We start from the raw sequence: 22,818 nt of genomic DNA on the forward strand, positions 1-22,818 counted from the left end.
CTGATGAGAGTTCAAAATTTTATCCATTTTTCTGTTGTGGTAGGGTTTTTTTTAGGGTTAGTGTTTTCGGTATTGAAATTCAATGAGCCAGAGAGCATTTTATTATGGACGGTGTTATCCACGCTTGGGGGGTATTTGATCGCCTTATTGTTTGCGTCTATTTTTATCGCTTGCACGGATTTAGATATTTGCCTTTTTGACAAAAAAGGCACTGAAGAGAGCTTGCTTCGTTTCAACCATGAATTTAAGAACAGAGAAAAAGAAGTGGCTAGTATTTTAGAATACATTAGAAGTTATGATTTTGATGATGGAAAATAGAATGCCCAAAGAAATTCAAAAAACTGAAGCAAGCGAAAAAAGTATAGAAAAGGTTTTGAACGCCTATGATAAGCAACAACACCACCATCAAGACGATCTCGCTATCCAGTATCTACCGGCCGTGCGCGCGATGGCGTTTCGTTTAAAAGAGCGCTTGCCCAGCTCTATTGATTTTAACGATCTGGTTTCTATTGGTACTGAAGAATTGATTAAATTAGCCAGGCGTTATGAGAGCGCGTTAAACGATTCTTTTTGGGGGTATGCTAAAACTCGTGTCAATGGGGCGATGTTAGATTATTTGCGCTCTTTAGATGTGATTTCTCGCTCTAATAGAAAGCTCATTAAAAGCATTGATATTGAAATCACCAAATACCTTAATGAGCATGGGAAAGAGCCTAGCGATGAGCATTTAGTGCAAACTTTAGGCGAGAATATTGAAAAGATTAGAGAAGCTAAAACGGCTTCAGATATTTATGCGTTAGTGCCAATAGATGAGCAATTCAATGCGATTGAGCAAGATGAAATCACTAAAAAGATTGAAGCAGAAGAGTTGTTAGAGCATGTCCAAAAAGTATTGAATCAAATGAGCGAACGAGAGCAAATCCTTATCCAGCTTTATTACTTTGAAGAGTTGAATTTGAGCGAGATCAAAGAGATTTTAGGCATTACTGAATCGCGCATTTCTCAAATCATTAAAGAAGTGATTAAAAAGGTGCGCCAATCCTTAGGAGTGGATCATGGCTGATATTTTAAGCCAAGAAGAAATTGATGCGCTTTTAGAGGTCGTTGATGAGAATGTGGATATTCAAAATGTCCAAAAAAAAGATATTATCCCGCAACGCAGTGTAACCCTCTATGATTTCAAGCGTCCTAATCGTGTGAGTAAGGAGCAACTGCGTTCTTTTAGGAGTATTCATGATAAAATGGCTAGGAATCTTTCCAGTCAAATCTCTTCTATCATGCGTTCTATTGTAGAGATCCAGCTCCATAGTGTGGATCAAATGACTTATGGCGAATTTTTGATGAGTTTGCCTAGCCCTACAAGTTTTAATGTCTTTTCCATGAAGCCTATGGGAGGAACGGGGGTTTTAGAGATTAATCCTAGCATCGCTTTCCCTATGATTGACAGACTATTAGGGGGCAAGGGGAGCGCGTATGATCAAAACAGAGAGTTTAGCGATATTGAATTGAATTTATTGGATACGATTTTACGCCAAGTGATGCAAATTTTAAAAGAAGTGTGGTCGCCCGTGGTGGAGATGTTTCCTACCATTGACGCTAAAGAATCCAGCGCGAATGTGGTCCAAATCGTCGCTCAAAATGAAATTTCTATCATGGTGGTTTTAGAGATTATCATTGGGCATAGCCGTGGGATGATGAATATTTGTTACCCGGTGATTTCCATTGAGAGCATTCTTTCTAAAATGGGGAGTAGGGATTTGATGCTTTCAGAGACGAACTCCAAAAAGAGCCGCAATAAGGAATTGCAAGCGCTATTGAGTGGGGTGAGCGTGGATATGATCGTGTTTTTGGGTGCGGTGGAATTGAGTTTGAAAGAAATGTTGGATTTAGATGTGGGGGATACTATCCGGTTGAACAAGATCGCTAATGATGAAGTGAGCGTGTATGTGCATAAAAAAAAGCGTTATTTAGCGAGCGTGGGGTTTCAAGGGTATAGGAAAACCATTCAAATTAAAGAAGTGATCTATAGCGAAAAAGAACGCACTAAAGAAATTTTAGAAATGCTAGAAGAACAGCGCAGAGGCAAAGTGGGCGATATTATGAAAATAGAAGAAGAGTGAGAAATGCAAGATTTTATTAAAATTTTTATTCAAGAGGTTGTCTCCACTTTAGAAGGGTTAGTGGGTAAGGCCCCGAGCGTGGGATTAGAAAAAGAAGTTTCTAACAATGAAGAAGCGAGTTTAATCAGCCTGCCTTATGCAAGGGTTAAGATTAGCGCGATTGAAAAAGAAGAGAGCCCTATTGAATTATTGGCTCCGGTAGATTTAGTTACCGCTTTAAGCGATTTGATGTTAGGAGGTGAGGGGGTGAGTAAGGAAGAAATGGATAATGACGATTTAGACGCTTTTAAAGAAATGGCTTCTAATATTTTTGGCGCGATCGCTACAAGTTTGAAGTCTCAAGAATTGCTCCCCAAACTCAATTTCACTACCACGAACGCTGAAATCGCTAAAGAGCTTCCTAAAAAAGAAGATTATACTAAAGCGGTGGTGTTTTCTTTTAAAATGGAAGCCATCAAAGAAAGCCAAATCATTTTATTGACTACGGAGGCTTTTGAGCGCCAATTTGAAAAAACGCATAAAGAAGAAAAAAAAGAAACGATAGAGAGCGTTGCTGAAGAGATTAAAACCCACGATGCGTCTTTAGAAAACATAGAAATCCGCAATATCAGCATGCTTTTAGACGTGAAATTGAATGTTAAGGTGCGCATCGGGCAAAAAAAGATGATTTTAAAAGATGTGGTCTCTATGGATATAGGGAGCGTGGTAGAGTTGGATCAATTGGTGAATGACCCTTTGGAAATCCTTGTGGATGACAAGGTGATCGCTAAGGGCGAAGTGGTGATCGTGGATGGGAATTTTGGCATTCAAATCACGGATATTGGCACTAAAAAGGAACGATTAGAACAACTGAAAAATTAAACCATTTTAAAGTAAAGAAGGAAGGAATTATGGCTGTTTTTGGGGAATTAGGCTCGCTTGGGCATTTGTTTAAAAAAACGCAAGAATTAGAAATTTTGCATGAGTATTTAAAAGATGTCATGCAAAAGGGTAGTGGAGCGAATCAAAGGGTTTTAAATCTCGCTACTAATACGGAATTTCAAGTGCCTTTAGGGCATGGCATCTTTAGCATAGAGCAGAGTTATTGTTTAGAGCATGCTAAAGAAAGCGAGAAAGGCTTTTTTGAAAGCCACCAACAATATGTGGATTTCCAATTGATCATCAAAGGCGTCGAGGGGGCTAAGGTGGCAGATATAAATAGGGCTGTCATTAAAACCCCTTACGATGAAAAAAGAGATTTGATCGTTTATGAGCCGGTTAGTGAAGCTTCTTTTTTGCGTTTACATGCGGGCATGCTGGCTATTTTTTTTGAAAGCGATGCGCATGCGTTGAGGTTTTATGGAGAGTCTTTTGAAAAATATAGGGAAGAGCCGATTTTTAAAGCGGTCGTTAAAATGCCTAAAGGATTGATCAAATTAAAATTATGAAATTGGTGAGTCTTGTTATAGTTTTTTGTTGTTTTTTAGGGGCTGTAGAGTTGCCTGGAATTTATCAAACTCAGGAATTTTTATACATGAAAAGCTCTTTTGTGGAGTTTTTTGAGCATAATGGGAAGTTCTATGCCTATGGTATTTCTGATGTGGATGGCTCTAAAGCCAAAAAAGACAAACTCAATCCTAACCCAAAGCTAAGGAATCGCAGCGATAAAGGCGTGGTGTTTTTAAGCGATTTGATTAAGGTTGGAAAACGATCTTATAAAGGCGGTAAAGCGTATAATTTTTATGATGGCAAGACTTACTATGTGAGAGTCACTCAAAATTCAAACGGGGATTTGGCATTCACTTCAAGCTATGACAAATGGGGGTATGTCGGCAAGACTTTCACTTGGAAACGCTTGAGCGATGAAGAAATCAAAAATCTAAAACTCAAGCGTTTTAACCTGGATGAAGTCCTTAAAACCATTAAAGATAGCCCTATCTAAGCTTCTTCTTTAAAATTTTTTAACATTCACTCTCTTGGCATTCTTTACACCACACAAACATTTTCATGTCATGGCTAATCAGCTTGGCTTGATATTTTTTAACGACTTCATTCTGGCGGTTTTCAATTTCAGGGTCTGCAAATTCAATGATCTTACCGCAGTGCAAACAAATGATGTGATCATGGTGTTCTTTAGCCGCAATTTCATAGCGCCGACCGCTTTTTGAAGTCTCTAAAACACAGATAAAATTTTCTTTTTCTAAGAAATTCAAAATGCGATAGACTGAAGAAATGCTGGTGTTTTTGTCCTTTTGGCGGATAGAATGCGTGATTTCTTCAGGGCTTAGGTGTGTGCCGCTGCGATACAAAACGCTCACCACTTCTTCTCTTTGTTTTGAATTTTTGAGTCCGTTTTTTTTGATAGACATTCTCAAGCGCTCTAAAATGGATTCCAAAGTTTCTAATCTTTTCATGCTGATATTTTCCTTATCCGTAAAATGATTTTTATAACTAGAATATTATTATACAATAATAATGCGATGAACCATAGATAAAACTCATTATTATTTTAATTTAATCAAAAAATATTGATTTTTTATTACTATTGTCGCATTTTAATGTAACTTGTAAGATCAATTTCTTATTTTATCAAGCCATTCTAAAAGGGTTTTTTCAAACCCTATGCCTTGAGAAGAAACCAAATTGAGGGGTTTTTCTAAATAATCTTGTTTGACATAGCCGTTATAATCATGCGGGTAAAGATAGTCTTTAGCGTTAGGTAGCAGGTGTTTAGGAATAGGGTAGAGTGAGCCTTTTTGAACGCAATCCAAAGCCTGATTGATCGCTCTATAAGCCGTGTTAGACTTGGGCGAACAAGCCAGATAAATCACGCACTGGCTTAAAATGATGCGCGCTTCAGGGTAGCCGATTTGTTTGACTGAAAACAAGCAAGAAGCGGCTAAATTAAGGGCGTTTGGGTTAGCGTTACCAATATCTTCGCTCGCAAAAATCACCAGCCTTCTGGCGATAAATTCCGGGTTTTCCCCGCCAGCAATCAGGCGCGCCAGATAATAGATGGAAGCGTTTTCATTGCTCCCTCTTAAAGATTTGATTAACGCGCTAGTGAGGTTATAATGCGTATCATCGCTATAAGATCCGTCATTTAGGCTATGGGGCCGTAAGGATTTGAGCGTTTTTAAAGTGATAGGATTTTCTATTTTAGCGCTCAAATCTAAAAGGTTTAATAACGCTCTAGCGTCGCCAGCGCTGTTGTTTAAAAGATAGGTTTTAGCGTTAGGCTCTATTTGTTTTTTGAGTAATGTTAAAGCCTTATCGCAAAGCTTGTCTAAATCGCTCTTTTTTAGGGGGGTTAATTCAAAAATAAAACTTCTTGAGCGGATCGCATGGCTTAGGCTGTAATTAGGATCTTGCGTGCTAGCCCCTAAGATTAAAGCGTGATTTTTTTCCATAATAGGGAGTAAAAATTCCTGTTGGGTTTTATTCAATCTGTGGGTTTCATCAATAAAAACAACGGGTTTTAAAAGGGTGTTTTGGTAATTTTTAAGCTTAAGGCGCAAATCCTCTAGCTTAAAATCTGTCGCATTAAATGAAAGAATGGGGCACTCTAGCATGTGGGCGATGATTTGAGCCAGGCTTGTTTTACCCACGCCAGGAGGGCCATAGAAAAAGACATGGGGGAAGTGTTTGGATTGTAGGGCTTTAAATAAGGGGGCGTCTTTCCCTATTAAATGCTCTTGGCCTAAAAAATCTTCTAGGCTTTTTGGGTTTAAAAGCGCAGTCAGGCTCATTTTTTAAATAAAATCAATTCGTAAAAATTCGTAGGGGTGTTTAAATTTTTCGTTGGGGTTTTGTTGTTTTTAGAGTGTTTTTGCAGAGCGTCTTGCAGTTCTTTATTGAGATTGTCTAATTCATCAAGCTTTTCTTTTAAGCGCAAAATGATATCCACGCCCGCTAGATTAACCCCCATATCCCTTGTAAGGCGTAAAATTGTTTTGATTTTGTCCATGTCTCGTTGGGAATACAAGCGCATTTTCCCATCAGTCCTGCTAGGCTCTATCAAACCCTCTTTTTCGTATTGGCGCAAGGTTTGAGGGTGCACGCCTAAGATTTTAGCCACAACGCTTATCAAATAAAGCGGTTCATCATAATCGCACACGATTCCTCCTTACAATTCTTTTTCTAATAGCGCTTTTAACTCATTAGAAAGCGTTTCAGTTTTAGGCAAAATCAAACGAGCTTGCAAATACAAATCCCCCACATGCGAAGTTTTTCTGTTTTTGATCCCTTTTTCTTTAATGCGGAATTTTTGCATCGCTTTAGTGTTAGGGGGAATGGTTAGGGTTAAGGTTTTATGCCAAGTAGCGATTTCAATTTTCCCTCCAAAAAGAGCCGTCTTTAAGGGCAAATCAAAGGTTTGGATAATATCGTCTTTTTCGCGCCTATACATTTCATCTTCTTCAATATGGATCTGTAAGAGCAAATCGCCCCTGCCCATTTGCCCCATTTTCCCTTTGTTGCGAACCCTGATTTTTTCGCCCTCTTCCACGCCGATAGGGATTTTAAGGCTAAAAGTCTCATTATTGACGCTCACTTGTTTTTTATTGCCTAAAAGAGTGTCTAAAACAGAGACATTTAAAGCGACGGTCATGTCTAAATTTTCAGGGGCGAAATTAGAAAAATTAGAAAAATTAAAGCCAGAAAAGCCTTGCGAATTTTGAGAAAATCTTTGCGAAAAGCCTCCTCTCCCAAAAATAGAGCTTAAAATATCGTCTAAATCTTCACTAGGACCACGGCTTCTGGCAAAATCGCTGAAATTCTGCCCCCCAAACATGTTGTCGCCAAACTGATCGTATTGGCGGCGTTTTTCTTCGTCGCTTAAAATTTCATAAGCGGCGTTGATTTCTTTGAATTTCTCTTCGGCTTCTTTGGTTTTATTCAAATCCGGGTGGTATTGCCTGGCTAAACGGCGGTAGGATTTTTTGATTTCATCTTGGCTAGCGTTTTCGCTCACGTTTAAAGTTTGGTATAAACTCTTGCTCATGAATCACCTTTAAAATAGTTTTATTAGAATACTATCATAAATCTTTAGTGTTAGTCAATCAAGTTTATTGATAATGTTTAGTGGTAATTGAGATTTTAAACCCGTTTCAGTGCAATTAAAAGGAATTTTCATTAAAATACTAGGTTTAAATCCACGATGAGTTTTTAATGCAATATAAGAAAAATAAGAAAAGATATTATCATTTAGCGTTAGGGATCCTTTTTTGTAATGGTCTGTCTTTGAAAGCTTTAGAAATCGCAGTCAAACCTTTTGGCTATCTGGGGCTATTGTATAATCAAGGGGCGCAAAAAAACCCTCACAGCTATGTGGGGGCTTTAGCGCGTCTTGGGGTGGATTTTTCTTATAGCAATGGGTGGTCTTTTGGTATTGGGGCTATTGGGGCTTGGAATATTTATAACAAACAGCGTTTGGCTAACCTTTACATCAGTCTGGGGAATTTTTTTGGTAACCCTAACAACGTTAAACCTTATTTGAGCGCTGGCGATGTTTCTGATGCGTATCTTCAATACACTAACCAGCGTTTTAAAATCGCTTTAGGGCGTTTCAATACCGATTTTGTGGATTTTGATTGGATAGGGGGAAATATTCAAGGGGTTTCTGTAGCTTTTAAGCAAAATTCCATGCGTTATTTTGGGATTTTTATGGATAGCATGCTTTATAATGGGCATCAGATCAATAAAGAGCAAGGGAATCGGATCGCTACTTCCCTAAACGCTCTAGCGTCTTATGATCCTGTGTCTAAACGCTTGTATGTAGGGGGGGAAGTGTTTGTTTTGGGCACAGAATACAAGCATGAAAATCTTAAAGTGGTGCCTTTTATTTTAACGGACACCCGCTTGCCTTTGCCCACCCAAAATGTTTTAGTGCAAGTGGGGGGTAAGTTGGAGTATGACGCTTCTTTAGCTAAGGGTTTCACTTCGCACACTCTAGTGCATGGCATGTATCAATACGGCAACACTGATGCGGCTACAAGCACTAAAAATGCCGGCTTGTTTTTGATCGATCAAACTTTTAAATACAAAATTTTTAATTTTGGAACGGGTTTTTATATCGTTCCGGCAAGGAACAATAAGGGCTATCTATGGACTTTTAATGATAGGACCAAATTCTATGGCCGTGGGATCAACGCGCCCGGCGTGCCAGCGATTTATTTTGCAAACTCTAGCATTTCAGGCTATGTTTTTTTAGGGCTTAAGACTAAAAGGGTGCGTTTAGATGCGATGGTGGCTTTTGGGGATTACCAAGAATATTCTTTGATGAGCAGTTTTAGGGTTTGGACTTATAGGAGTTTGTCTTTTGATATGGGTGGGGGGTATGTGTATGCTTATAATTCTAAAGCCACGAGAAAAAGTCTTGGAGATAGTTCTTTTGTCTTTTTTGGGAAGTTTTTGTTTTAAAAAAATGCCGTTTTTACAATCAATAGCAAAGGGCTTGCCAAAAGTAAGCAATAAAGCAAGCGATAATTTCTTCTTTTTAAAAATCAATATTAAAAGAGATTTTTGTTTTAAAAATGTTTTAAGAAATTCTTTTGAAATCAGGTTTTTGTGTTTTTTTAGGGAAAAAAGTTTTTTTAAACTCAGGCTCCCATAGTTTGATCACGCCATGGTGGGTCATCTGGTGCATATTGACTAAACGCATGTTTAATAGAGCCTTTTCTTTAGCTTCGCTGTCGCTCAAATCTTCTTTAATTTTGAACGCTTGAATGATTTGCTCCCACAATTCATGCTCTTTAGCGTCTTCGTTTAAAAAATCTTTATAGTTGAAGCCACCAATCCCTTTAACCCCTTTAATATTATCCCCCTTATCCCCCACAACGCACTGGTAATAAGCAAAAAAATGAGCCTCTTTTTGACTCACATTAAAAAAAGCGTTGGTCTTGAGATTGAAATGAGAACCTCTATTGGAATACAAAATATCCTTATCCATGCTGGCTATCACATAATTGTTGGGGTCTTTCTTTTTGTAAAAAGAGATAATATCATCGGCTTCATATTCAAAACAATGTTCGCCCTGGATTTTAGCCCCTTTTTTTAGGGGGTATTTTTCCACGATGGCGATTTTTAGGGTTCTTAGAAGGGCTTTAAAATCTTCATCAAATTGGTGGCGTTTTTGTTTGTAATGATCGCACAGCTGGTAGCGGAAACTCTCTCTGCCCCTAGTGATAAAAAAGAGCGTTTTAGAGCAACGGGTTTTGCGCATGATGGATAAAATTTGAGTGGTAAGAAAGATTATGCCCACTTCTTGCAAGCTGTAAGCGGCGAATCTTTTGGGGAGCGTTTTATTAGAGAGCAAACGCCTAACAATATTAGGGATCACGCAATCAATGTCTAGTAAAAGGGTTTTTGAATGCATGAATCTTGTTTTGTTAAACGCTTGTCTGATGGTTAATCCTTAAGTTGAATTTCTCTTTTTTAAAAGTTAAACTATTATAGTAAATATATAGCAAATAATAAGTTATTTTAATAATAATTAGCTCTATTCTCATTAAATACGCTAAATTTTGAGAGATCACCGCTTGTTTTAGCTCTTTTGATTGCAAAAACGCTTTTGGCATTCTTGCATTTTATGATCAAACGCCCAATGAAAACAGGGCTTAAGGATTTTCTGTTATTTGCGCGGTAAGTTATATTTCCGGCGTTTTTCCCAAAGGCTTTTGCGGCTAATGCCAAGCTTGTTAGCTAATTCTGTATCGGTGCAAGTAGAAGAAAAATGCTTGATCGCTTCTTTTTCGTATTCTTGAATGGAAAGGAAAGTCGTGTTATAGCTAAACAAAGATAGGGGTTTATTGCCGCATTCAATGCTCACAATTTTAGGAAACTCTAGGGGTTCTTTATGGGTATAAGATAAAACAATAGGGCATGAACGGGCCAATTCTAACAATTTCAATTGCTCGTCTTTTTTAAGCTCTTCTAAATGCATGATGTAAAAAGGGCGTTCTAATTTGTCTTTATTCTTGTATAGATCTTTCCAAGTGGTATCCTTTAAAGAGAAAAAAGAAAAATCCATTTGCCTTTCTTTAGCGTATTGCAATAAATAAGCGTTCGCAAGCTCTTGAGAGGGCGTGTGGATGATAAAGGGCGGCCGGTAAGAAAAATTTTTAGGCAAGGGCAATTCCGCATGGATAAAGTCTAAGTAATTTTCATAAAATCCCAAGCGAGCGGTCATTTCTTGGTAGGCTTTGTGGTATTGGATCTTACGCAACAATTCGTCCATTTTAAAAGGCTTTAGAATATAATCTCTCGCTCCCGCTTGAATGGGTTTATTCACGCCATCTTCATTGACATGCGAAGCCATCATGATAATGATTTGCTTGGAATTATAACGCACAAAGTGTTCGCAACGCCCTTGAGTGCAAACTTTAGAAGAAACTAAAATCACATCATAAGGCTCTTTATTTTCTTCTGAAATGCTAGAGACGATCTCGCAAAAATGCCCTAAATCATGCAAATTATGAGAGATACTCCTAGCTAGCGCTAAATCGTCTTCAATGATTAAGATTTTCATCAATTCTTCCTTTTATCGCGTTTAAAGTTTTTGTTTATAACGCATGCTCACATGCGCTTGGACTAACAGCCCTTCTTGTTTGCCAATGAACCCCATTTTTTCCATTGTAGTGGCTTTCAAGCTGATTTGAGATTTTTCTAAACCCAAAAGTTGGCTCAAATTCTCTAAAATCGCCGGTTTGTAAGGAGTGATTTTAGGGATTTCGCTAAAGATGGTCGCCCCCATTTCAAACAATTCAAACCCAATGCTTTGAGAAAAATCCAACACGATTTTTAAAAGCTCTTTAGAAGAGGCGTTTTTGTATTTGGGGTCATTATCAGGGAACCATTCGCCAATATCCCCCCCTTTAATCGCTCCTAAAATCGCATCAATAACCGCATGCAACAAAGCATCGCCATCGCTATGAGCCTTTAACCCAAACTCGCAATCCAAAACAACCCCTCCTAAAACCATGGGCTTATCTTTAATGAACGCATGCGTATCAAAGCCCATGCCTATAAAAGTGTCTTTTGCTGGGTTGAAAAAGAACGCAAAATGCTTCAAATCATCGCTCGTGGTGAGCTTGTGCAAATTTTTACTGCCTTCAATATAGCTCACACGATTAGGGAAAGCTTGTAAAATCGCGCTGCTTTCATCTTTAAAATCCCCTTGATTTAGGGCTGATTGGAGCGCTTTGGTGTGGCTTAATTGCGGGGTTTGAATGAGTTTGATCGCTTCTCTATCCAAAGCCTCGTTATAATAGATCGCTGTGTCATAGCAAGGCAAGTAAGGGGCGATGCAATAATGACTTGTTTGTTGGAGGGCTAAAAACAAGCTTTTAAGCGTTTCCATATTGGCTAAACCCCTAGCCACATCGCTGGTGAGCGTGTAAGCGCTATCAATTACTTTTAAAGCGTTACGCACGGATTCTTGCCTTGATGCCCCACCTTTTACAAGCTTGATTTCAGGGTAATGGCGTTGGATATAAATATAATCCAATCCGCTTACAACCAAAATGATTTCTTTAAAGTCTAGGGCTTCTTTAAAGCTCTCATAAACGCTGAGCCATAAGGGGGTATGATTAGAGCGCAACCATTGTTTTTTGATGGTTTGAGAAAAACGCTTAGACTCCCCAGCGGCCAATAAAACAACGCTCGTTTGTTTAACAAGCGTTTCTAGCGTTTCTTTAGTTTCAAAAGGGTCTTCTTCTAAACTTTCTAAAGAAAGATTAAAAGCTTCCCCATTCACTCTAATCAAGGACATGCGACTAACGACCCACCCCTATCATTTCACCAAAATGATTCTATAACCTTGGTTCAAGTCTAAAACTAAGAATCGTTTGGGTTTGCCTTTATACTTTTCTAAAGCATGGTTAAAATCCGCAACGCTTTTCACTTCAATCTCTTCAATTTTTGTGATGATGTTGCCTTGCCTAAAGCCAGCTTGCTCTGCTGGGGAATTTTCATTCACTTGAGAGACCAAAACCCCTTGAACGTCATCGCTCAAACGCATAGACCTTTTGGTTTTTTGGGTTAAATCTTCTACTTGAAGCCCGTTCAATTGGCCTTGCGTGCCGTTTTGAGCAGAAATGGTTTCTTTTTTGTTAGGGTTTTTCCTTTCAGCTAGAGTGAGGGTGAAGGTGCGTTCTTTTTTGTCTCTAATGACTTTTAAGGTTACTCTTTGATTGGGTAGCATGGAGCCGATTAGATTTCTTAACTCATTCGTGTTTTTAACCTTTTTCCCATTGACTTCAGTGATCAAATCCCACACCAAAATCCCTGCTTTTTTAGCCGGAGAGTCTTTTTCTACGCTAATGACTACCGCCCCTTCTTTGTTGTCATAAGAATTTTGCAAATCGCCGCTCAAATCTTGCAAGCCCACGCCCAAGTAACCTCTTTCAATCTTACCGGTTTTAATGAGTTGGGTTACAATATCTTTAACCATGTTAGAAGGGATGGCAAAGCCAATGCCGTGGTTGCCCCCGGTTTTAGAGATAATAGCGGTATTGATCCCCACTAACCCTCCACGGCTATCAATCAAAGCGCCACCGGAATTTCCAGGATTAATGGAAGCGTCTGTTTGAATGAAATTTTCATAGCTGTTGATCCCAATCCCGCTTTTATTGAGCGCTGAAACAATGCCTTGCGTAACGCTTTCGCCCACGCCAAAAGGGTTACCGATCGCAAAAACCAAATCGCCCACTAAAATATCATTAGAATCAGAGAATTTGATCGTGGGTAAATTGTCTTTAGTGATGCGAATCACCGCTAAATCGCTTTCAGAATCCGTGCCTACTAAAGTAGCGGAATATTCTTTATTGCTCCCTGGAATAGTAACTTTAATCTTATCTGCGCCATCAATCACATGGTTGTTAGTTACAATATAGCCATCTTTAGAAATGATGACGCCGCTGCCTAAAGCCCTTTCCATTCTTTCTTTAGGAATCATGCCGCCCAAATCCCCAAAAAATTGTTGGAAAAAGGGGTCATTAAACACACCGCCACCTATAAAGTTGTTTTTAATCTTCTTTTCAGTGGAGATATTCACCACCGCTTTAATAGAGTCCTTAATGGAATCGTGGTAAGAATAGATCGTATCGTCTTTAGAAGGGACGCTTATTCGCTCTTTCACTTTGGGCATGTTTTGGATTTGGATATTGCCCGCATTCAAACTTAACGCTAAAGCCAAAGAGATAAAAAGGGTTTTTTTCATCATGGTTACTTCCTTAAAATTTGCTAAACTTCAAAATTAAAAAAAGATTATATCAAATCTTTTTTGTTATTTTCATTAGCTTTTTGTGTAAAATAGTATCCAATGTAACACACAACAGCAAAAACAATCGTCAAAATCATCCCGATGCGTTGATCCTTATCCATAGCCGAACCGATCACGCCGATAATACACCCAGTGATCCCTATGAGTTGCAAAAAGGGCAGGAAAGGGGCTTTATAGGGCAAATCCTCTAAAGAATGCCCGGCTTTTAAGTATTGCTTACGGAAAGAATATTGCGAAACAGACACGCTAACCCACACAATAATCACCGTGAAACTGATCACATTAATCAAAGCTTCCACGACATTTTCTTTGGCATAAATTTGGACTAAAAGCCCTATGAGGGAAAAAGAAAGGGAAAAAAGCATCGCATAAGTGGGCGTGCCTTGTCGGTTGAGCTGGGAAAAAACTTTAAAAAACATCTTTTGTTTGGACAGCCCATAAATCATGCGGCTCGCCCCATAAAGCCCTGAATTAGCGGTAGAAAACATCGCCGTAATGATAACAGCGTTCATTATGTCAGCCACATAAGGGATACCCATGCCAATAAAGGGCAAGTTGATACGTTCTAAAGCGCTCACAAAAGGGCTTTGCACGATAGAAGAATCGCTCATGGGTAAAAAAACAGAAATGACAAACACAGAGCCTAAAAAGAAAAAGACAATCCGCCACAAGGTCGCTTTAATCGCTTTAGGCATCACTTCGCTAGCGTTTTTAGTCTCGCCTACAGCCACCCCAATCACCTCTGTGCCAGTGAAGGCAAAAATGACAGCGAGCATAGCAGAAAAAACTGCCGCGCTCCCGTTAGGGAAAAACCCCTTATCGCCAAAATGGAAATTGTTAAAAATAGAACTAAACCCATGCAAATAGATTTGATAAATGATCCCAATTACGCCAATGCCTATAAAAGCGATCACCGCTAAAACCTTAATCAGGCTAAAGAAAAACTCGCCCTCGGCAAAAATTTTAACCGAAAAAAAGTTCAATAAAAAAACCAACGCAATGCATGAAATGACCCAATAATGGATGGGAATATCCGCAAACCAGCGTTGCATGAGCATGCCTATAGCGATGTATTCTAACGCAACCGTGATCACCCAGCCAAGCCAATACATCCAAAAAACCATATAGCCCGTGCCAGGGCCTATGAATTTAGCCGCATAATCCCCAAAACTTCCCGTAGTGGGATAAACGCTGGCCAACTCGCCTAAAGAGAGCATGATGCAATAAACCACAAGCCCTCCAAAACAATAAGCGATCAAGGTCCCTAAAGGGCCAGCGCTCGCAATATTACCCCCAGTGCCTACAAAAAGCCCTGTGCCAATCGCTCCCCCAAAGGCAATCATCAAGAGATGGCGCATTTTCATGTCTCTTTTAAGCTCGCCTTGTTTTTGCGTGGTATTTTGATGCGTTATCTTTTGATTGTCCATGCGACACCTCCTTAGATTAAAAATAAAAATAGCTTGAATTATAACAAAAATAAAATAAAATGATTTTTTTTAAATAAAAATAAGGATTTGTTTTAATCAAATTGGATAAGCCTTATTAAATTTTAATATTTTTAATTTTTAAAAAATGGGATTTTGGTTACTTTATTAAACTCGTTTTCTTAAAAAGCTATCGCTTGGTTGGCATCAATTCTTTTGTGTTTTTTATTATCAGTATTATAAAATTAATCTAAAACTTAAGATTTATAATATTTAATCGTGTAATCTATCCCCGAATAAAGGGTTAAAAAAACCGCTATAGCCACAAGCACATAAGAGTAAGTTAAATTGGCTAATAAAGCGCCAATCGCCACGACTTGAGACACGGTTTTATACTTGCCTAACGCATTGACAGGAATATCCTTTTTTTCATTAGCGGCTAAGACTCTAAGCCCTGAAATAAAAAATTCGCGCCCTAAAATCACAAACGGGATCCATGCATTCACACGATCCAAATAAACTAGCCCTAAAAACGCGCTCAAAATAAGGATTTTATCCGCTAAAGGATCAAAAATTTCCCCAAAGCGCGATTTGGCCTTATAGTTTCTAGCGATGTAGCCGTCCAATAAATCCGTGAGCGCGGCAAATAAAAAAACCAATGAAGAGATCATGTTGATGTGAAAGGGGGTTAAAAAACTAAAATAAGTGCGCGTGTTTAACAATAAAAATAATAAAAATAAGGATAAGACAATGCGTAAAATCGTCAAAAAATTAGGCAGGAGTTTTAAAACTTTCATGCTTTCAAAAAGACTTGTGAAAAATTCAAAAACGCGCGTGCCAAAAAGCCAAGCGCCACACACATTAAAATCACAGCGATCGTTAAAAAAATGATAACTAACGCTTGCACTAAAATCCCTAAAAGAGCCAGCATGAAACTAAAAAGCAACAACCTAAAACCGCTTAAAAAAAACCTTTCTTGCGTGTAAAGGCTCAATTCTCTATAGAGTTTATGCAGATAAAAAACAGAAACACCATTACCGATTAGTGAAAGGGCGTTACTGGCGTTAGGGACAAGATAGCTTAAAAGAGCGCATAAAATCACCGCCAAAAAACTGAAAGCAAAATTTTCAAAAAACCCTAAATGGCATGTGATTTTAGAAAGCTTATAAAAACCAACCGCTCCGGCAATAAACCCAAGCGCGCACAAAAAAAGAGACAATAACACGATATAAGCCAATTGATTATTGAAGAGGTTAGAAATTTGAAACGATTTTGTTCCGCTTGAAACAAGAAAAAGCACCAACAAAATAGCCCCACACAAAGGGGCGAAAAAATAGCCCAACAAGCATTTTTTAATGAATTGCAACTCTTTGTTTTGGTGGATGTGGATAATGTTTTTCAAAAAAAATCTTTATTTAAAAGTGGTCCCGCCATCTACAACGATCGTTTGCCCTGTAAGCCAACCGCTTTGGGTTTCATCGCATAAAAAATAAGCCGCTCCGGCTAGATCGTTAGGATTGCCCATGCGTTTTAGGGGCGATTGCTCTTCTACTTTTTCTTTAATCTCCACATAATCAGGGAAAGCTTTCAAAGCGTCCGTATCAATAGGCCCGCCACTAACCGCATTCACTCTAATGTTAAATTCGCCTAAATCCACAGCAGCGTATTTGACCATGGTTTCTACGGCGTTTTTAGAATTGCCATGCCCGGCGTAATTGGGCATATAGACCAAATTCCCGGTAGAGCTTAAGCTCACGATCGCCCCGCCACCTATTTTTTGCATGCGTTTTGCCGCTTCTTGAGCCCCTACCACAAACGCTAACACGGTGGCTGTGTAAATGTTGTTTAACCCCTTAGGTTTTAATCGCATAAACGGCGCAAATCCCCCCACGACAGAACGCCCATAAATAATAGCGTTAGAAATAAAAAAATCTACTCTGTCAAAATCAGCGTCAATTTGCTTGAAAAGATCCGTGTATTGCTCAGGCTCTAAAACATTAAGGGGGTAGGCTTTGGCTTTAATGGAATATTTTTGCTCCACATCTTCTATGATTTTGTTGGCTTCTTCAACATTTTTATTGTAAGTGAAAGCGATATTCACGCCGCTTTGAGCGAAGCGATACAATATCGCCTTGCCAATCCCTCTAGTCGCGCCGCTGATCACTAGGGTTTTATTTTTCATGTGGTTGGAATGATTCATGCAATTACCTCATATTGTTGTAGGGTTTTTTCTAAAAGTTTGATCGTTTCTTTGCTTGGGGGCACTAAAGGCAGTCTGTAACTTGGGTTTTCAATCAAGCCGGCTAAATGCATAGCCATTTTAATAGGGATAGGATTCGTTTCTACAAAAAGGGCTTGATGCAAATTAAAAAGCTTATTTTGGATTTCTAGGGCTTGTTGGTATTCAAGGTTGAGCGTGCAATTGACCATTTGTGAAATCAAATTAGGCATTAAATTACCGGTCACTGAAATCACGCCACACCCCCCTGAAAACATGATGGAGTGGTTGAGTGAATCTTCCCCGCTAAAAATTTTAAAATCTTTTTCATAGTAATGCAATTCTGTTACTCTTTTCAAAGAACCAGACGCCTCCTTAATGGCTTTAATGTTAGGGACTTCTCTAAAAAGTTTGAGAGCTGTTGGGACTTCAATAGACACGCCCGTTCGGCTTGGCACATCATAAAGCATGACAGGGATTTCTACCGATTGAGCGATAGTTTTATAATGTTCAAACAAGCCTTGTTGGGTGGGGCGGTTATAATAGGGGCTTACGCATAAAATCGCATCCGCACCGATTTTTTGAGCGAACTTTGCTAAAGAAAGCGACTCGCTCGTGGCGTTACTGCCCACGCCGGCTAACACTTTCATGCGTGAATTGGAAGGCGTTTTAGTGCTTTTGCAAGTCTCTATGGCGATTTCAATGCAACGCATATGCTCTTTATGGGTGAGCGTGGCGGATTCTCCTGTCGTGCCAACAGGCACGCATGCGTCCATGCCTTGAAAAATTTGGCGCTTGATCAAGGCTTCATAAGCGGCCTCATCAACGCTCAAATCTTTTTTAAAAGGCGTAATTAACGCGCTAGATGAATGAAATTGCATGTTATAAGGCTCTTTTAAGGTTTCAAAAACACGGTGGTTGATTGGGCGTCTTTAAAATATTCATTAGCCACACGCACCAAATCGCTCACTTTCAAATCCAAAAATTGTTGCTGATAATCCGTCAAGCCTTGAAGATCGTTTTGCACTAAATAGTCCGCAAAAAGCCCCGCCACATCGCCAGAACTTTCTAAATTAGAAATAAAGTCAGCTTTTTGATTGATTTTGATTTTGTCTAATTCCGCTTGAGTGATTTCGCCTTTTTTCAGCTTTTCTAAAAGCGCTACGATTTCTTTTTGTAAGGCTTCGGCTTTGATATTAGGATTACCCCCAGCGATGAATAAAAACACGCTTTCATCTTGTAATTGCATGTTGTGCGAGAAAGCTTGAGAAGCTAGGCGCTTTTTATCCACTAATTCGCTTTGTAACCACGAGCTTTTACCTTCGCCTAAAAGCTTGCTTAACGCGTCTAGGGCGACTTGATCTTTATGCTTGAAAGCAGGCACTTTATACCCTAACGCTACCCATTCTAAATGAACCCCATCTTTATGCACGACTGCCGTTCTAGCTCCATCTTGCTTAGGCTCTTTCATGTAAGGGGTGGGGATAGCTTTTTCATCAAGGTTTTTTAAGGATTCAAAATGCTTTTTAGCTAATTCAAAAACCTTTTGGGAATTGACATCGCCTACCACTAAAACGATAGCGTTTTTAGGCTGATAATAGAGCGAATGGAATTTTTTAATGTCTTTTAAAGTCCAGTTTTGAATATCGTCCATAAAACCAATGGGTGTCCAATGGTAGGGGTGATAGACATAGGCGGTGTTAAAAAAGCGGAAATAAAGCATGCCGATAGGGGAATTATCGGTGCGCCATCGCCTTTCTTCAGCGACCACTTGACGCTCAGGCAAAAACTCATCTTCTTTTAAATTCAAAGAACCCATGGTTTCAGCGAACAATTCTAAAGACTTATCCAAGTTAGCCTGACTGGTTTTAATGAAATAGCGCGTGATATCAAAGCTCGTAGAAGCATTACTCACGCCCCCAAAACGCTTAACGATTTTATCAAATTCACCGGCTTTAAGGTTTTTGGTGCTTTTAAAATTCAAATGCTCTAACATGTGAGCGATCCCGCTCTTGCCCATAACTTCGTTTCTAGAGCCGACTTTATAAAGCACATCCACTTCTATAACCCCGGTTTTATTTTCTAGGGGGACGCTTACGACTTGCAACCCATTTTTTAAGGTAACGCTCTCATGTTTGGGTAAGTAAGATTGTGCGTGCATGCTCGCTCCTAAAGTGACTAACAAGACAGAACTAAGCCCTAAAAGTCTTTTAACAGAAAAATATCTCATCTTAAATCCGCTCCTATAGCCTCTTTAACGCTCAAAAATCCATCTTTTTGGAGTAATTTTACCAAATCTTTAAGAATATTTTGGCATAAATTTGGCCCGTTGTAAATAAAAGCGCTATAAATTTGTAACAGACTCGCTCCCATTTTAATCCTTTCATAAGCTTCTTTGGCATCGCTAATCCCCCCCACAGAAACAAGAACGCTTTTATTAAAAAAGGATTTAGCCAGTTCTTTGAAAATTTCACGGCTTTTTTTAGTCAAGCATTTCCCGCTCAAGCCCCCCATTTCTTTAGGAGCGAACACCAAGCTTTTATCAATGGTCGTGTTAGTCGCAATAATCCCATGCGCTCCTGCTCCAATAGCGCTATTGACGATTTCTAGCATGTCGTTTATTTCTAAATCCGGGGCGATTTTTAAAAATAAAGGCTTATGGGTCATTTCTTTCGCCATGCAAAAAAGCTCATTCACAAACGCCTTGTTTTGTAAATCCCTTAAATTAGGGGTGTTGGGCGAAGAAAGGTTGAAAGTGTAATAATCGCCAATGTTTAAACATTGATTTAAAACTGCCTTGTAATCTTCTAGGGCATGCGCTTGCTCTATGTGTTTGTTTTTGCCTAAATTGATGCCAATAGGGGTTTTATAAGGGGCGAAGCGCTTGAATGATCTTGCCCCTAAAATCGCCCCGTAATTATTAAACCCCATCGCATTTTGTAAGGACTCTTCTTCAATATGCCTGAAAAGCCTTGGTCTTTCATTCCCCATTTGCGCTTCATTGGTGAGAGTGCCTGCTTCTAAATAGCCAAACCCAAAAGCCATTAACGCCCTAAGCATGGAAGCGTTTTTATCAAAACCGGCGGCTAAGCCTAAAGGGTTAGGGAAATTTAAGCCTAAAACTTCATTTTCAAGTTTTGGGTTTTTATAACCCCATTGAGAATGGATTAAACTACACAAAAAGGGCGATGAAGAAAGCGTTCTTAAAATTTGACAAACTTTTTCGTGCGCATCTTCAGCGTCCAAGCTAAAAAGATATTTTTTTACTAATGAATAAAGCATTTAAATCCTTGTCTTTTATGATTTGAACGATAACCCTTAAAAGGTTTTAAGGGCTTGTTTTTCAAAATAATCCTGTGAATTTAAAGGATCGTTAGGGTTTGAAACTTTAGTGTAACGGCCTTTAGAATTTAACTCGTAGCGTTTTAAGGTGTCTTTTAATTGGATTTCTAAAATATGCAACAATTTATTGGCGATCTTGGGGTTTGTGGCGGGAATGAGCAATTCCACGCGCCTTTCTAAATTCCTAGGCATTAAATCCGCGCTAGAAAAATAAATATTTTCATGTTTAAAATAATAAATGCGTGCATGTTCTAAATATTTCCCCACAATAGAATACACCCTGATATTTTCGCTCAATCCTTTGACTTGGGGCTTTAAACAGCAAATCCCCCTGATAATGAGATCAATTTTAACCCCTTTTTGAGAGGCTTGATAGAGCCATTCAATGATTTCGCTATCCACTAGGGCGTTGGCTTTTAAAATGATATAGCCTTCTTGTTTGTGGTTCATTTCGTTTTGAATGAGTTCAATGATTTTAGGTTTGATCTGTTTGGGCGCCATAAAAAGCGTTTCTAATGCGTTACTAGTCGCACTGCTAGTCAGCAAGGAATGGAAAAGCTTGATAATGTCGTTAGCGATTTCATTTTTAGCGCTAAAAAAACTCACATCGGTATAGATTTTAGCACTCAAAGGGTTGTAATTGCCCGTGCTTAAATGGGTGAAATGGCGTAACTGGTTGTCTGTTTTTTTAGTGATCAATAGCATTTTAGCATGCACTTTGAGTTTGAAAACGCCATAAACGACTAACGCGCCCGCCCTTTCTAAAGCTTTTGCCCAGTGCAGATTGCTTTCTTCATCAAAGCGCGCTTTTAATTCCACTAAAACGCTCACTTGAATCTTGCTTGCTGCTTCAATTAAGGCTTTGACAATGGGGGAATGCTTGCCCACACGATAAAGCGTCATTTTGATAGAAAGGGTGGTCGGATCGCTAGCGGCTTGCTCTATTAAATCGATCACAGGCTCAAAACTTTCATAAGGATGGAACAGCAACAGATCCTGTTTTTCTATGGATTTGAAAAGATCGTTTTCATTGAAATGAGGGTGGATTTTGGGCGTGAAATTGGGCGATTTGAGCGCTTTAAAATCGCTATGATTGACTAACTCCCACAAATCCCCTAAATTGAGCATGATCGCGCTTTTATAGATATGCATGCCGGTGAGTTTGTGCTTTTTGTAAGAGTGGGTTTGAAAGCTCCTTAAAGACGCTAAAAGGGTTTTTAAAAGCTCTTGACTCCCTTTTTGGGTTTGCAAGCGCACGATTTCGCCTTGATTGCGTTTCCTCAAACTCTTGCTCATCAAATCCGCATAATCATGCGCTTCGTCTTCAGTGATGGCAATATCCGCATCGCAAGTTACCCTAAACGCCATGCAATCTAAAATCTCATGCTCTAAAAACAATTCTTCTAAATGCGCTTCTACGATTTCTTCAGCTAACACAAACAAGCCCTTTTCTAGTTCCACAAAACGGAAGATAAAAGAGGGGAGTTTGATGAGCGCATAGGAGGCGCTTTGGGTTTCTTTGTCTTTAATGTGGGCAAAAAGCGCGAAAGTCAGATTCGCTAAAGGCGGGAAAGTGTGCGAAGAATCCAACTTAAAAGGCAAGACTAACGCATAAAGCTGCTCTTTAAAATAGGTTTTAGCCTTCGCTTTTTGCTCTAAATTCAATTCATTATAGGGGGTGATACAAAGCCCTTTTTTAAAGAGTAGGGCTTGGATTTTTTGGAATTCCAACTCCCTTTCTTCAATTTCATGCGCTAAATAATGCTTGATTTTTTCTAATTGTTCTTCAGGGCTTGCACCATCAATGCCTTTAGAGGCGATTTTATGCTCATAGAGTTGTTTAAGCCCCGCCACTCTTATCATGTAAAATTCGTCTAAATTCGTGTCATAAATGGCTAAAAATTTCAAGCGCTCTAATAAAGGCAAGCTCTCATCTTTGGCTTCGTTCAAAACCCTTGTGTTAAAAGCTAACCATGAAAGCTCTCGGTTAAAGAAACGATTCAATAAAAATCCTTTAAATCATCATGTTTAAAAATCAGTTTGTTTGGTGTGATTATATAATGAAATGATAATCATTGAAGCTTTTTTAAAAAGTCATGGTCGGAGTAGCGGGATTCAAACCCACGACCTCACCCACCCCAAGGGTGCGCGCTAATCAGGCTGCGCCATACTCCGCAATGAAAAAGAAGCATTCTAATATAAGTTTTCTTAGTTATTGCTTATTTTTGGTTTTTGTTTTGTAGGTTAGACACAAAAACCTAAAAAATGCTAAAAGCATTTTTAAAAATAAATAGCAAAGAGCTTGATTTTAACCAAGCGATAATTTCCTAAGACGGTTTTAGGGGGTTAGGGGGTTTTATATAATTAAGTTTTATAACAAAAGGATCAATGCCTCAAAAGAAAAGGATAAACCCGTTTCAAAAGCGATCGGTAAAGAACACCCCCAAATCCCAG

Annotated in this window: 24 protein-coding genes and 1 tRNA gene; 7 read left to right on the forward strand and 18 right to left on the reverse strand. The window is 39.0% G+C overall.

Annotated elements, in window-relative coordinates:
* The first annotated feature begins 3 nt into the window (after positions 1 to 3).
* From BZK24_RS00190 to BZK24_RS00215, 6 genes are read left to right on the forward strand one after another with little or no spacing between them, the layout of a single operon-like run.
* Complete coding sequence (locus BZK24_RS00190; protein ID WP_001265941.1) at positions 4 to 318, forward strand: hypothetical protein; 315 nt, start codon at positions 4 to 6, stop codon at positions 316 to 318.
* On the forward strand, positions 296 to 1,063 hold the full coding sequence (gene fliA, locus BZK24_RS00195; RefSeq protein WP_077656187.1) for an RNA polymerase sigma factor FliA: 768 nt from the start codon (positions 296 to 298) through the stop codon (positions 1,061 to 1,063). The genes BZK24_RS00190 and fliA overlap by 23 nt, the downstream gene beginning before the upstream one ends.
* Positions 1,056 to 2,120, forward strand: a complete 1,065-nt coding sequence (fliM, locus tag BZK24_RS00200; protein WP_000763562.1) for a flagellar motor switch protein FliM — start codon at positions 1,056 to 1,058, stop codon at positions 2,118 to 2,120. Before fliA ends, fliM begins: the two co-directional genes overlap by 8 nt.
* A gap of 3 nt (positions 2,121 to 2,123) precedes the next feature.
* Positions 2,124 to 2,981 carry a flagellar motor switch protein FliY gene (fliY, locus tag BZK24_RS00205; protein WP_077656188.1) on the forward strand — a complete coding sequence of 286 codons (858 nt, stop codon included), beginning with the start codon at positions 2,124 to 2,126 and terminating at the stop codon, positions 2,979 to 2,981.
* 29 nt (positions 2,982 to 3,010) lie between these two features.
* A complete protein-coding gene (locus BZK24_RS00210) occupies positions 3,011 to 3,547 on the forward strand; it encodes a NanQ anomerase/TabA/YiaL family protein (RefSeq protein WP_077656189.1) in 537 nt (178 codons plus the stop codon).
* The gene (locus BZK24_RS00215; RefSeq protein WP_077656190.1) at positions 3,544 to 4,041 is read left to right on the forward strand and encodes a DUF2147 domain-containing protein; all 498 of its coding nucleotides are present in this window, start codon (positions 3,544 to 3,546) and stop codon (positions 4,039 to 4,041) included. Before BZK24_RS00210 ends, BZK24_RS00215 begins: the two co-directional genes overlap by 4 nt.
* A 19-nt stretch (positions 4,042 to 4,060) precedes the next feature.
* Here the strand turns inward: BZK24_RS00215 and fur are convergent, their stop codons facing one another.
* The 4 genes from fur to BZK24_RS00235 all read right to left on the reverse strand — a co-directional run bounded on the left by fur (position 4,061) and on the right by BZK24_RS00235 (position 7,101).
* The gene (gene fur, locus BZK24_RS00220) at positions 4,061 to 4,513 is read right to left on the reverse strand and encodes a ferric iron uptake transcriptional regulator (RefSeq protein WP_000824996.1); all 453 of its coding nucleotides are present in this window, start codon (positions 4,511 to 4,513) and stop codon (positions 4,061 to 4,063) included.
* 159 nt (positions 4,514 to 4,672) lie between these two features.
* Positions 4,673 to 5,848 (reverse strand): replication-associated recombination protein A, encoded by a 1,176-nt coding sequence (locus BZK24_RS00225; protein WP_077656191.1) that lies wholly within the window; start codon positions 5,846 to 5,848, stop codon positions 4,673 to 4,675.
* The gene (locus BZK24_RS00230) at positions 5,845 to 6,216 is read right to left on the reverse strand and encodes a heat shock protein transcriptional repressor HspR (RefSeq protein WP_000332997.1); all 372 of its coding nucleotides are present in this window, start codon (positions 6,214 to 6,216) and stop codon (positions 5,845 to 5,847) included. Before BZK24_RS00230 ends, BZK24_RS00225 begins: the two co-directional genes overlap by 4 nt.
* A 9-nt stretch (positions 6,217 to 6,225) precedes the next feature.
* On the reverse strand, positions 6,226 to 7,101 hold the full coding sequence (locus tag BZK24_RS00235; protein WP_077656192.1) for a DnaJ C-terminal domain-containing protein: 876 nt from the start codon (positions 7,099 to 7,101) through the stop codon (positions 6,226 to 6,228).
* Between the two features lie 167 nt (positions 7,102 to 7,268).
* On the opposite strand from BZK24_RS00235, the gene BZK24_RS00240 reads away from it, so the two are divergent.
* Positions 7,269 to 8,519 carry a hypothetical protein gene (locus BZK24_RS00240; RefSeq protein ID WP_077656193.1) on the forward strand — a complete coding sequence of 417 codons (1,251 nt, stop codon included), beginning with the start codon at positions 7,269 to 7,271 and terminating at the stop codon, positions 8,517 to 8,519.
* A gap of 118 nt (positions 8,520 to 8,637) precedes the next feature.
* Here the strand turns inward: BZK24_RS00240 and BZK24_RS00250 are convergent, their stop codons facing one another.
* The 14 genes from BZK24_RS00250 to BZK24_RS00315 form a co-directional block, all read right to left on the reverse strand.
* Positions 8,638 to 9,474: a 5'-3' exonuclease gene (locus BZK24_RS00250; RefSeq protein ID WP_077656194.1), complete on the reverse strand. Its 837-nt coding sequence runs from the start codon at positions 9,472 to 9,474 to the stop codon at positions 8,638 to 8,640.
* A 13-nt stretch (positions 9,475 to 9,487) separates the two neighbouring features.
* Positions 9,488 to 9,676 carry a hypothetical protein gene (locus BZK24_RS09815; RefSeq protein ID WP_077656195.1) on the reverse strand — a complete coding sequence of 63 codons (189 nt, stop codon included), beginning with the start codon at positions 9,674 to 9,676 and terminating at the stop codon, positions 9,488 to 9,490.
* A gap of 53 nt (positions 9,677 to 9,729) precedes the next feature.
* Positions 9,730 to 10,626 carry an OriC activity response regulator gene (locus BZK24_RS00260; protein WP_077656196.1) on the reverse strand — a complete coding sequence of 299 codons (897 nt, stop codon included), beginning with the start codon at positions 10,624 to 10,626 and terminating at the stop codon, positions 9,730 to 9,732.
* A gap of 21 nt (positions 10,627 to 10,647) precedes the next feature.
* Positions 10,648 to 11,868 carry a bifunctional 2-C-methyl-D-erythritol 4-phosphate cytidylyltransferase/2-C-methyl-D-erythritol 2,4-cyclodiphosphate synthase gene (locus BZK24_RS00265; RefSeq protein WP_077656197.1) on the reverse strand — a complete coding sequence of 407 codons (1,221 nt, stop codon included), beginning with the start codon at positions 11,866 to 11,868 and terminating at the stop codon, positions 10,648 to 10,650.
* 21 nt (positions 11,869 to 11,889) lie between these two features.
* Positions 11,890 to 13,320, reverse strand: coding sequence for a Do family serine endopeptidase (locus tag BZK24_RS00270; RefSeq protein ID WP_000976605.1), 1,431 nt, complete (start codon positions 13,318 to 13,320; stop codon positions 11,890 to 11,892).
* Between the two features lie 44 nt (positions 13,321 to 13,364).
* On the reverse strand, positions 13,365 to 14,807 hold the full coding sequence (locus tag BZK24_RS00275; protein WP_077656198.1) for an amino acid permease: 1,443 nt from the start codon (positions 14,805 to 14,807) through the stop codon (positions 13,365 to 13,367).
* 254 nt (positions 14,808 to 15,061) lie between these two features.
* Positions 15,062 to 15,601 (reverse strand): CDP-diacylglycerol--glycerol-3-phosphate 3-phosphatidyltransferase, encoded by a 540-nt coding sequence (gene pgsA / locus BZK24_RS00280; protein WP_000866193.1) that lies wholly within the window; start codon positions 15,599 to 15,601, stop codon positions 15,062 to 15,064.
* Positions 15,598 to 16,206, reverse strand: a complete 609-nt coding sequence (locus tag BZK24_RS00285; RefSeq protein ID WP_000789428.1) for a hypothetical protein — start codon at positions 16,204 to 16,206, stop codon at positions 15,598 to 15,600. Before BZK24_RS00285 ends, pgsA begins: the two co-directional genes overlap by 4 nt.
* Positions 16,207 to 16,215: 9 nt before the next feature.
* Positions 16,216 to 17,004, reverse strand: a complete 789-nt coding sequence (locus tag BZK24_RS00290) for an enoyl-ACP reductase (protein ID WP_077656199.1) — start codon at positions 17,002 to 17,004, stop codon at positions 16,216 to 16,218.
* The gene (dapA, locus tag BZK24_RS00295; protein ID WP_077656200.1) at positions 17,001 to 17,903 is read right to left on the reverse strand and encodes a 4-hydroxy-tetrahydrodipicolinate synthase; all 903 of its coding nucleotides are present in this window, start codon (positions 17,901 to 17,903) and stop codon (positions 17,001 to 17,003) included. The genes BZK24_RS00290 and dapA overlap by 4 nt, the downstream gene beginning before the upstream one ends.
* A 14-nt stretch (positions 17,904 to 17,917) precedes the next feature.
* The gene (gene pqqE, locus BZK24_RS00300) at positions 17,918 to 19,252 is read right to left on the reverse strand and encodes a zinc protease PqqE (protein ID WP_077656201.1); all 1,335 of its coding nucleotides are present in this window, start codon (positions 19,250 to 19,252) and stop codon (positions 17,918 to 17,920) included.
* Entirely contained in the window at positions 19,249 to 20,304 is a 1,056-nt protein-coding gene (locus BZK24_RS00305) for a quinone-dependent dihydroorotate dehydrogenase (RefSeq protein ID WP_077643066.1), read from the reverse strand. Before BZK24_RS00305 ends, pqqE begins: the two co-directional genes overlap by 4 nt.
* Before the next feature lie 36 nt (positions 20,305 to 20,340).
* Complete coding sequence (locus tag BZK24_RS00310) at positions 20,341 to 22,368, reverse strand: RNA degradosome polyphosphate kinase (RefSeq protein ID WP_077656202.1); 2,028 nt, start codon at positions 22,366 to 22,368, stop codon at positions 20,341 to 20,343.
* A gap of 93 nt (positions 22,369 to 22,461) precedes the next feature.
* Positions 22,462 to 22,539: transfer RNA gene (locus tag BZK24_RS00315), tRNA-Pro, on the reverse strand.
* Between the last annotated feature and the right edge of the window lie 279 nt (positions 22,540 to 22,818).

The sequence above is a fragment of the Helicobacter pylori genome (assembly GCF_001998165.1).
Lineage (GTDB): Bacteria > Campylobacterota > Campylobacteria > Campylobacterales > Helicobacteraceae > Helicobacter > Helicobacter pylori_DL.

Coding starts and splice junctions, on each gene's coding strand:
- BZK24_RS00290 (WP_077656199.1), bottom strand. CDS start 17,004: ATGAATCATTCCAACCACATGAAAAATAAAACCCTAGTGATCAGCGGC.
- BZK24_RS09815 (WP_077656195.1), bottom strand. CDS start 9,676: ATGCCAAAAGCGTTTTTGCAATCAAAAGAGCTAAAACAAGCGGTGATC.
- BZK24_RS00215 (WP_077656190.1), top strand. CDS start 3,544: ATGAAATTGGTGAGTCTTGTTATAGTTTTTTGTTGTTTTTTAGGGGCT.
- BZK24_RS00240 (WP_077656193.1), top strand. CDS start 7,269: ATGCAATATAAGAAAAATAAGAAAAGATATTATCATTTAGCGTTAGGG.
- BZK24_RS00275 (WP_077656198.1), bottom strand. CDS start 14,807: ATGGACAATCAAAAGATAACGCATCAAAATACCACGCAAAAACAAGGC.
- BZK24_RS00235 (WP_077656192.1), bottom strand. CDS start 7,101: ATGAGCAAGAGTTTATACCAAACTTTAAACGTGAGCGAAAACGCTAGC.
- fliY (WP_077656188.1), top strand. CDS start 2,124: ATGCAAGATTTTATTAAAATTTTTATTCAAGAGGTTGTCTCCACTTTA.
- BZK24_RS00305 (WP_077643066.1), bottom strand. CDS start 20,304: ATGCTTTATTCATTAGTAAAAAAATATCTTTTTAGCTTGGACGCTGAA.
- BZK24_RS00260 (WP_077656196.1), bottom strand. CDS start 10,626: ATGAAAATCTTAATCATTGAAGACGATTTAGCGCTAGCTAGGAGTATC.
- fliM (WP_000763562.1), top strand. CDS start 1,056: ATGGCTGATATTTTAAGCCAAGAAGAAATTGATGCGCTTTTAGAGGTC.
- pgsA (WP_000866193.1), bottom strand. CDS start 15,601: ATGAAAGTTTTAAAACTCCTGCCTAATTTTTTGACGATTTTACGCATT.
- BZK24_RS00190 (WP_001265941.1), top strand. CDS start 4: ATGAGAGTTCAAAATTTTATCCATTTTTCTGTTGTGGTAGGGTTTTTT.
- BZK24_RS00210 (WP_077656189.1), top strand. CDS start 3,011: ATGGCTGTTTTTGGGGAATTAGGCTCGCTTGGGCATTTGTTTAAAAAA.
- BZK24_RS00265 (WP_077656197.1), bottom strand. CDS start 11,868: ATGTCCTTGATTAGAGTGAATGGGGAAGCTTTTAATCTTTCTTTAGAA.
- pqqE (WP_077656201.1), bottom strand. CDS start 19,252: ATGAGATATTTTTCTGTTAAAAGACTTTTAGGGCTTAGTTCTGTCTTG.
- BZK24_RS00270 (WP_000976605.1), bottom strand. CDS start 13,320: ATGATGAAAAAAACCCTTTTTATCTCTTTGGCTTTAGCGTTAAGTTTG.
- BZK24_RS00225 (WP_077656191.1), bottom strand. CDS start 5,848: ATGAGCCTGACTGCGCTTTTAAACCCAAAAAGCCTAGAAGATTTTTTA.
- fliA (WP_077656187.1), top strand. CDS start 296: ATGATTTTGATGATGGAAAATAGAATGCCCAAAGAAATTCAAAAAACT.
- BZK24_RS00250 (WP_077656194.1), bottom strand. CDS start 9,474: ATGCATTCAAAAACCCTTTTACTAGACATTGATTGCGTGATCCCTAAT.
- dapA (WP_077656200.1), bottom strand. CDS start 17,903: ATGCAATTTCATTCATCTAGCGCGTTAATTACGCCTTTTAAAAAAGAT.
- fur (WP_000824996.1), bottom strand. CDS start 4,513: ATGAAAAGATTAGAAACTTTGGAATCCATTTTAGAGCGCTTGAGAATG.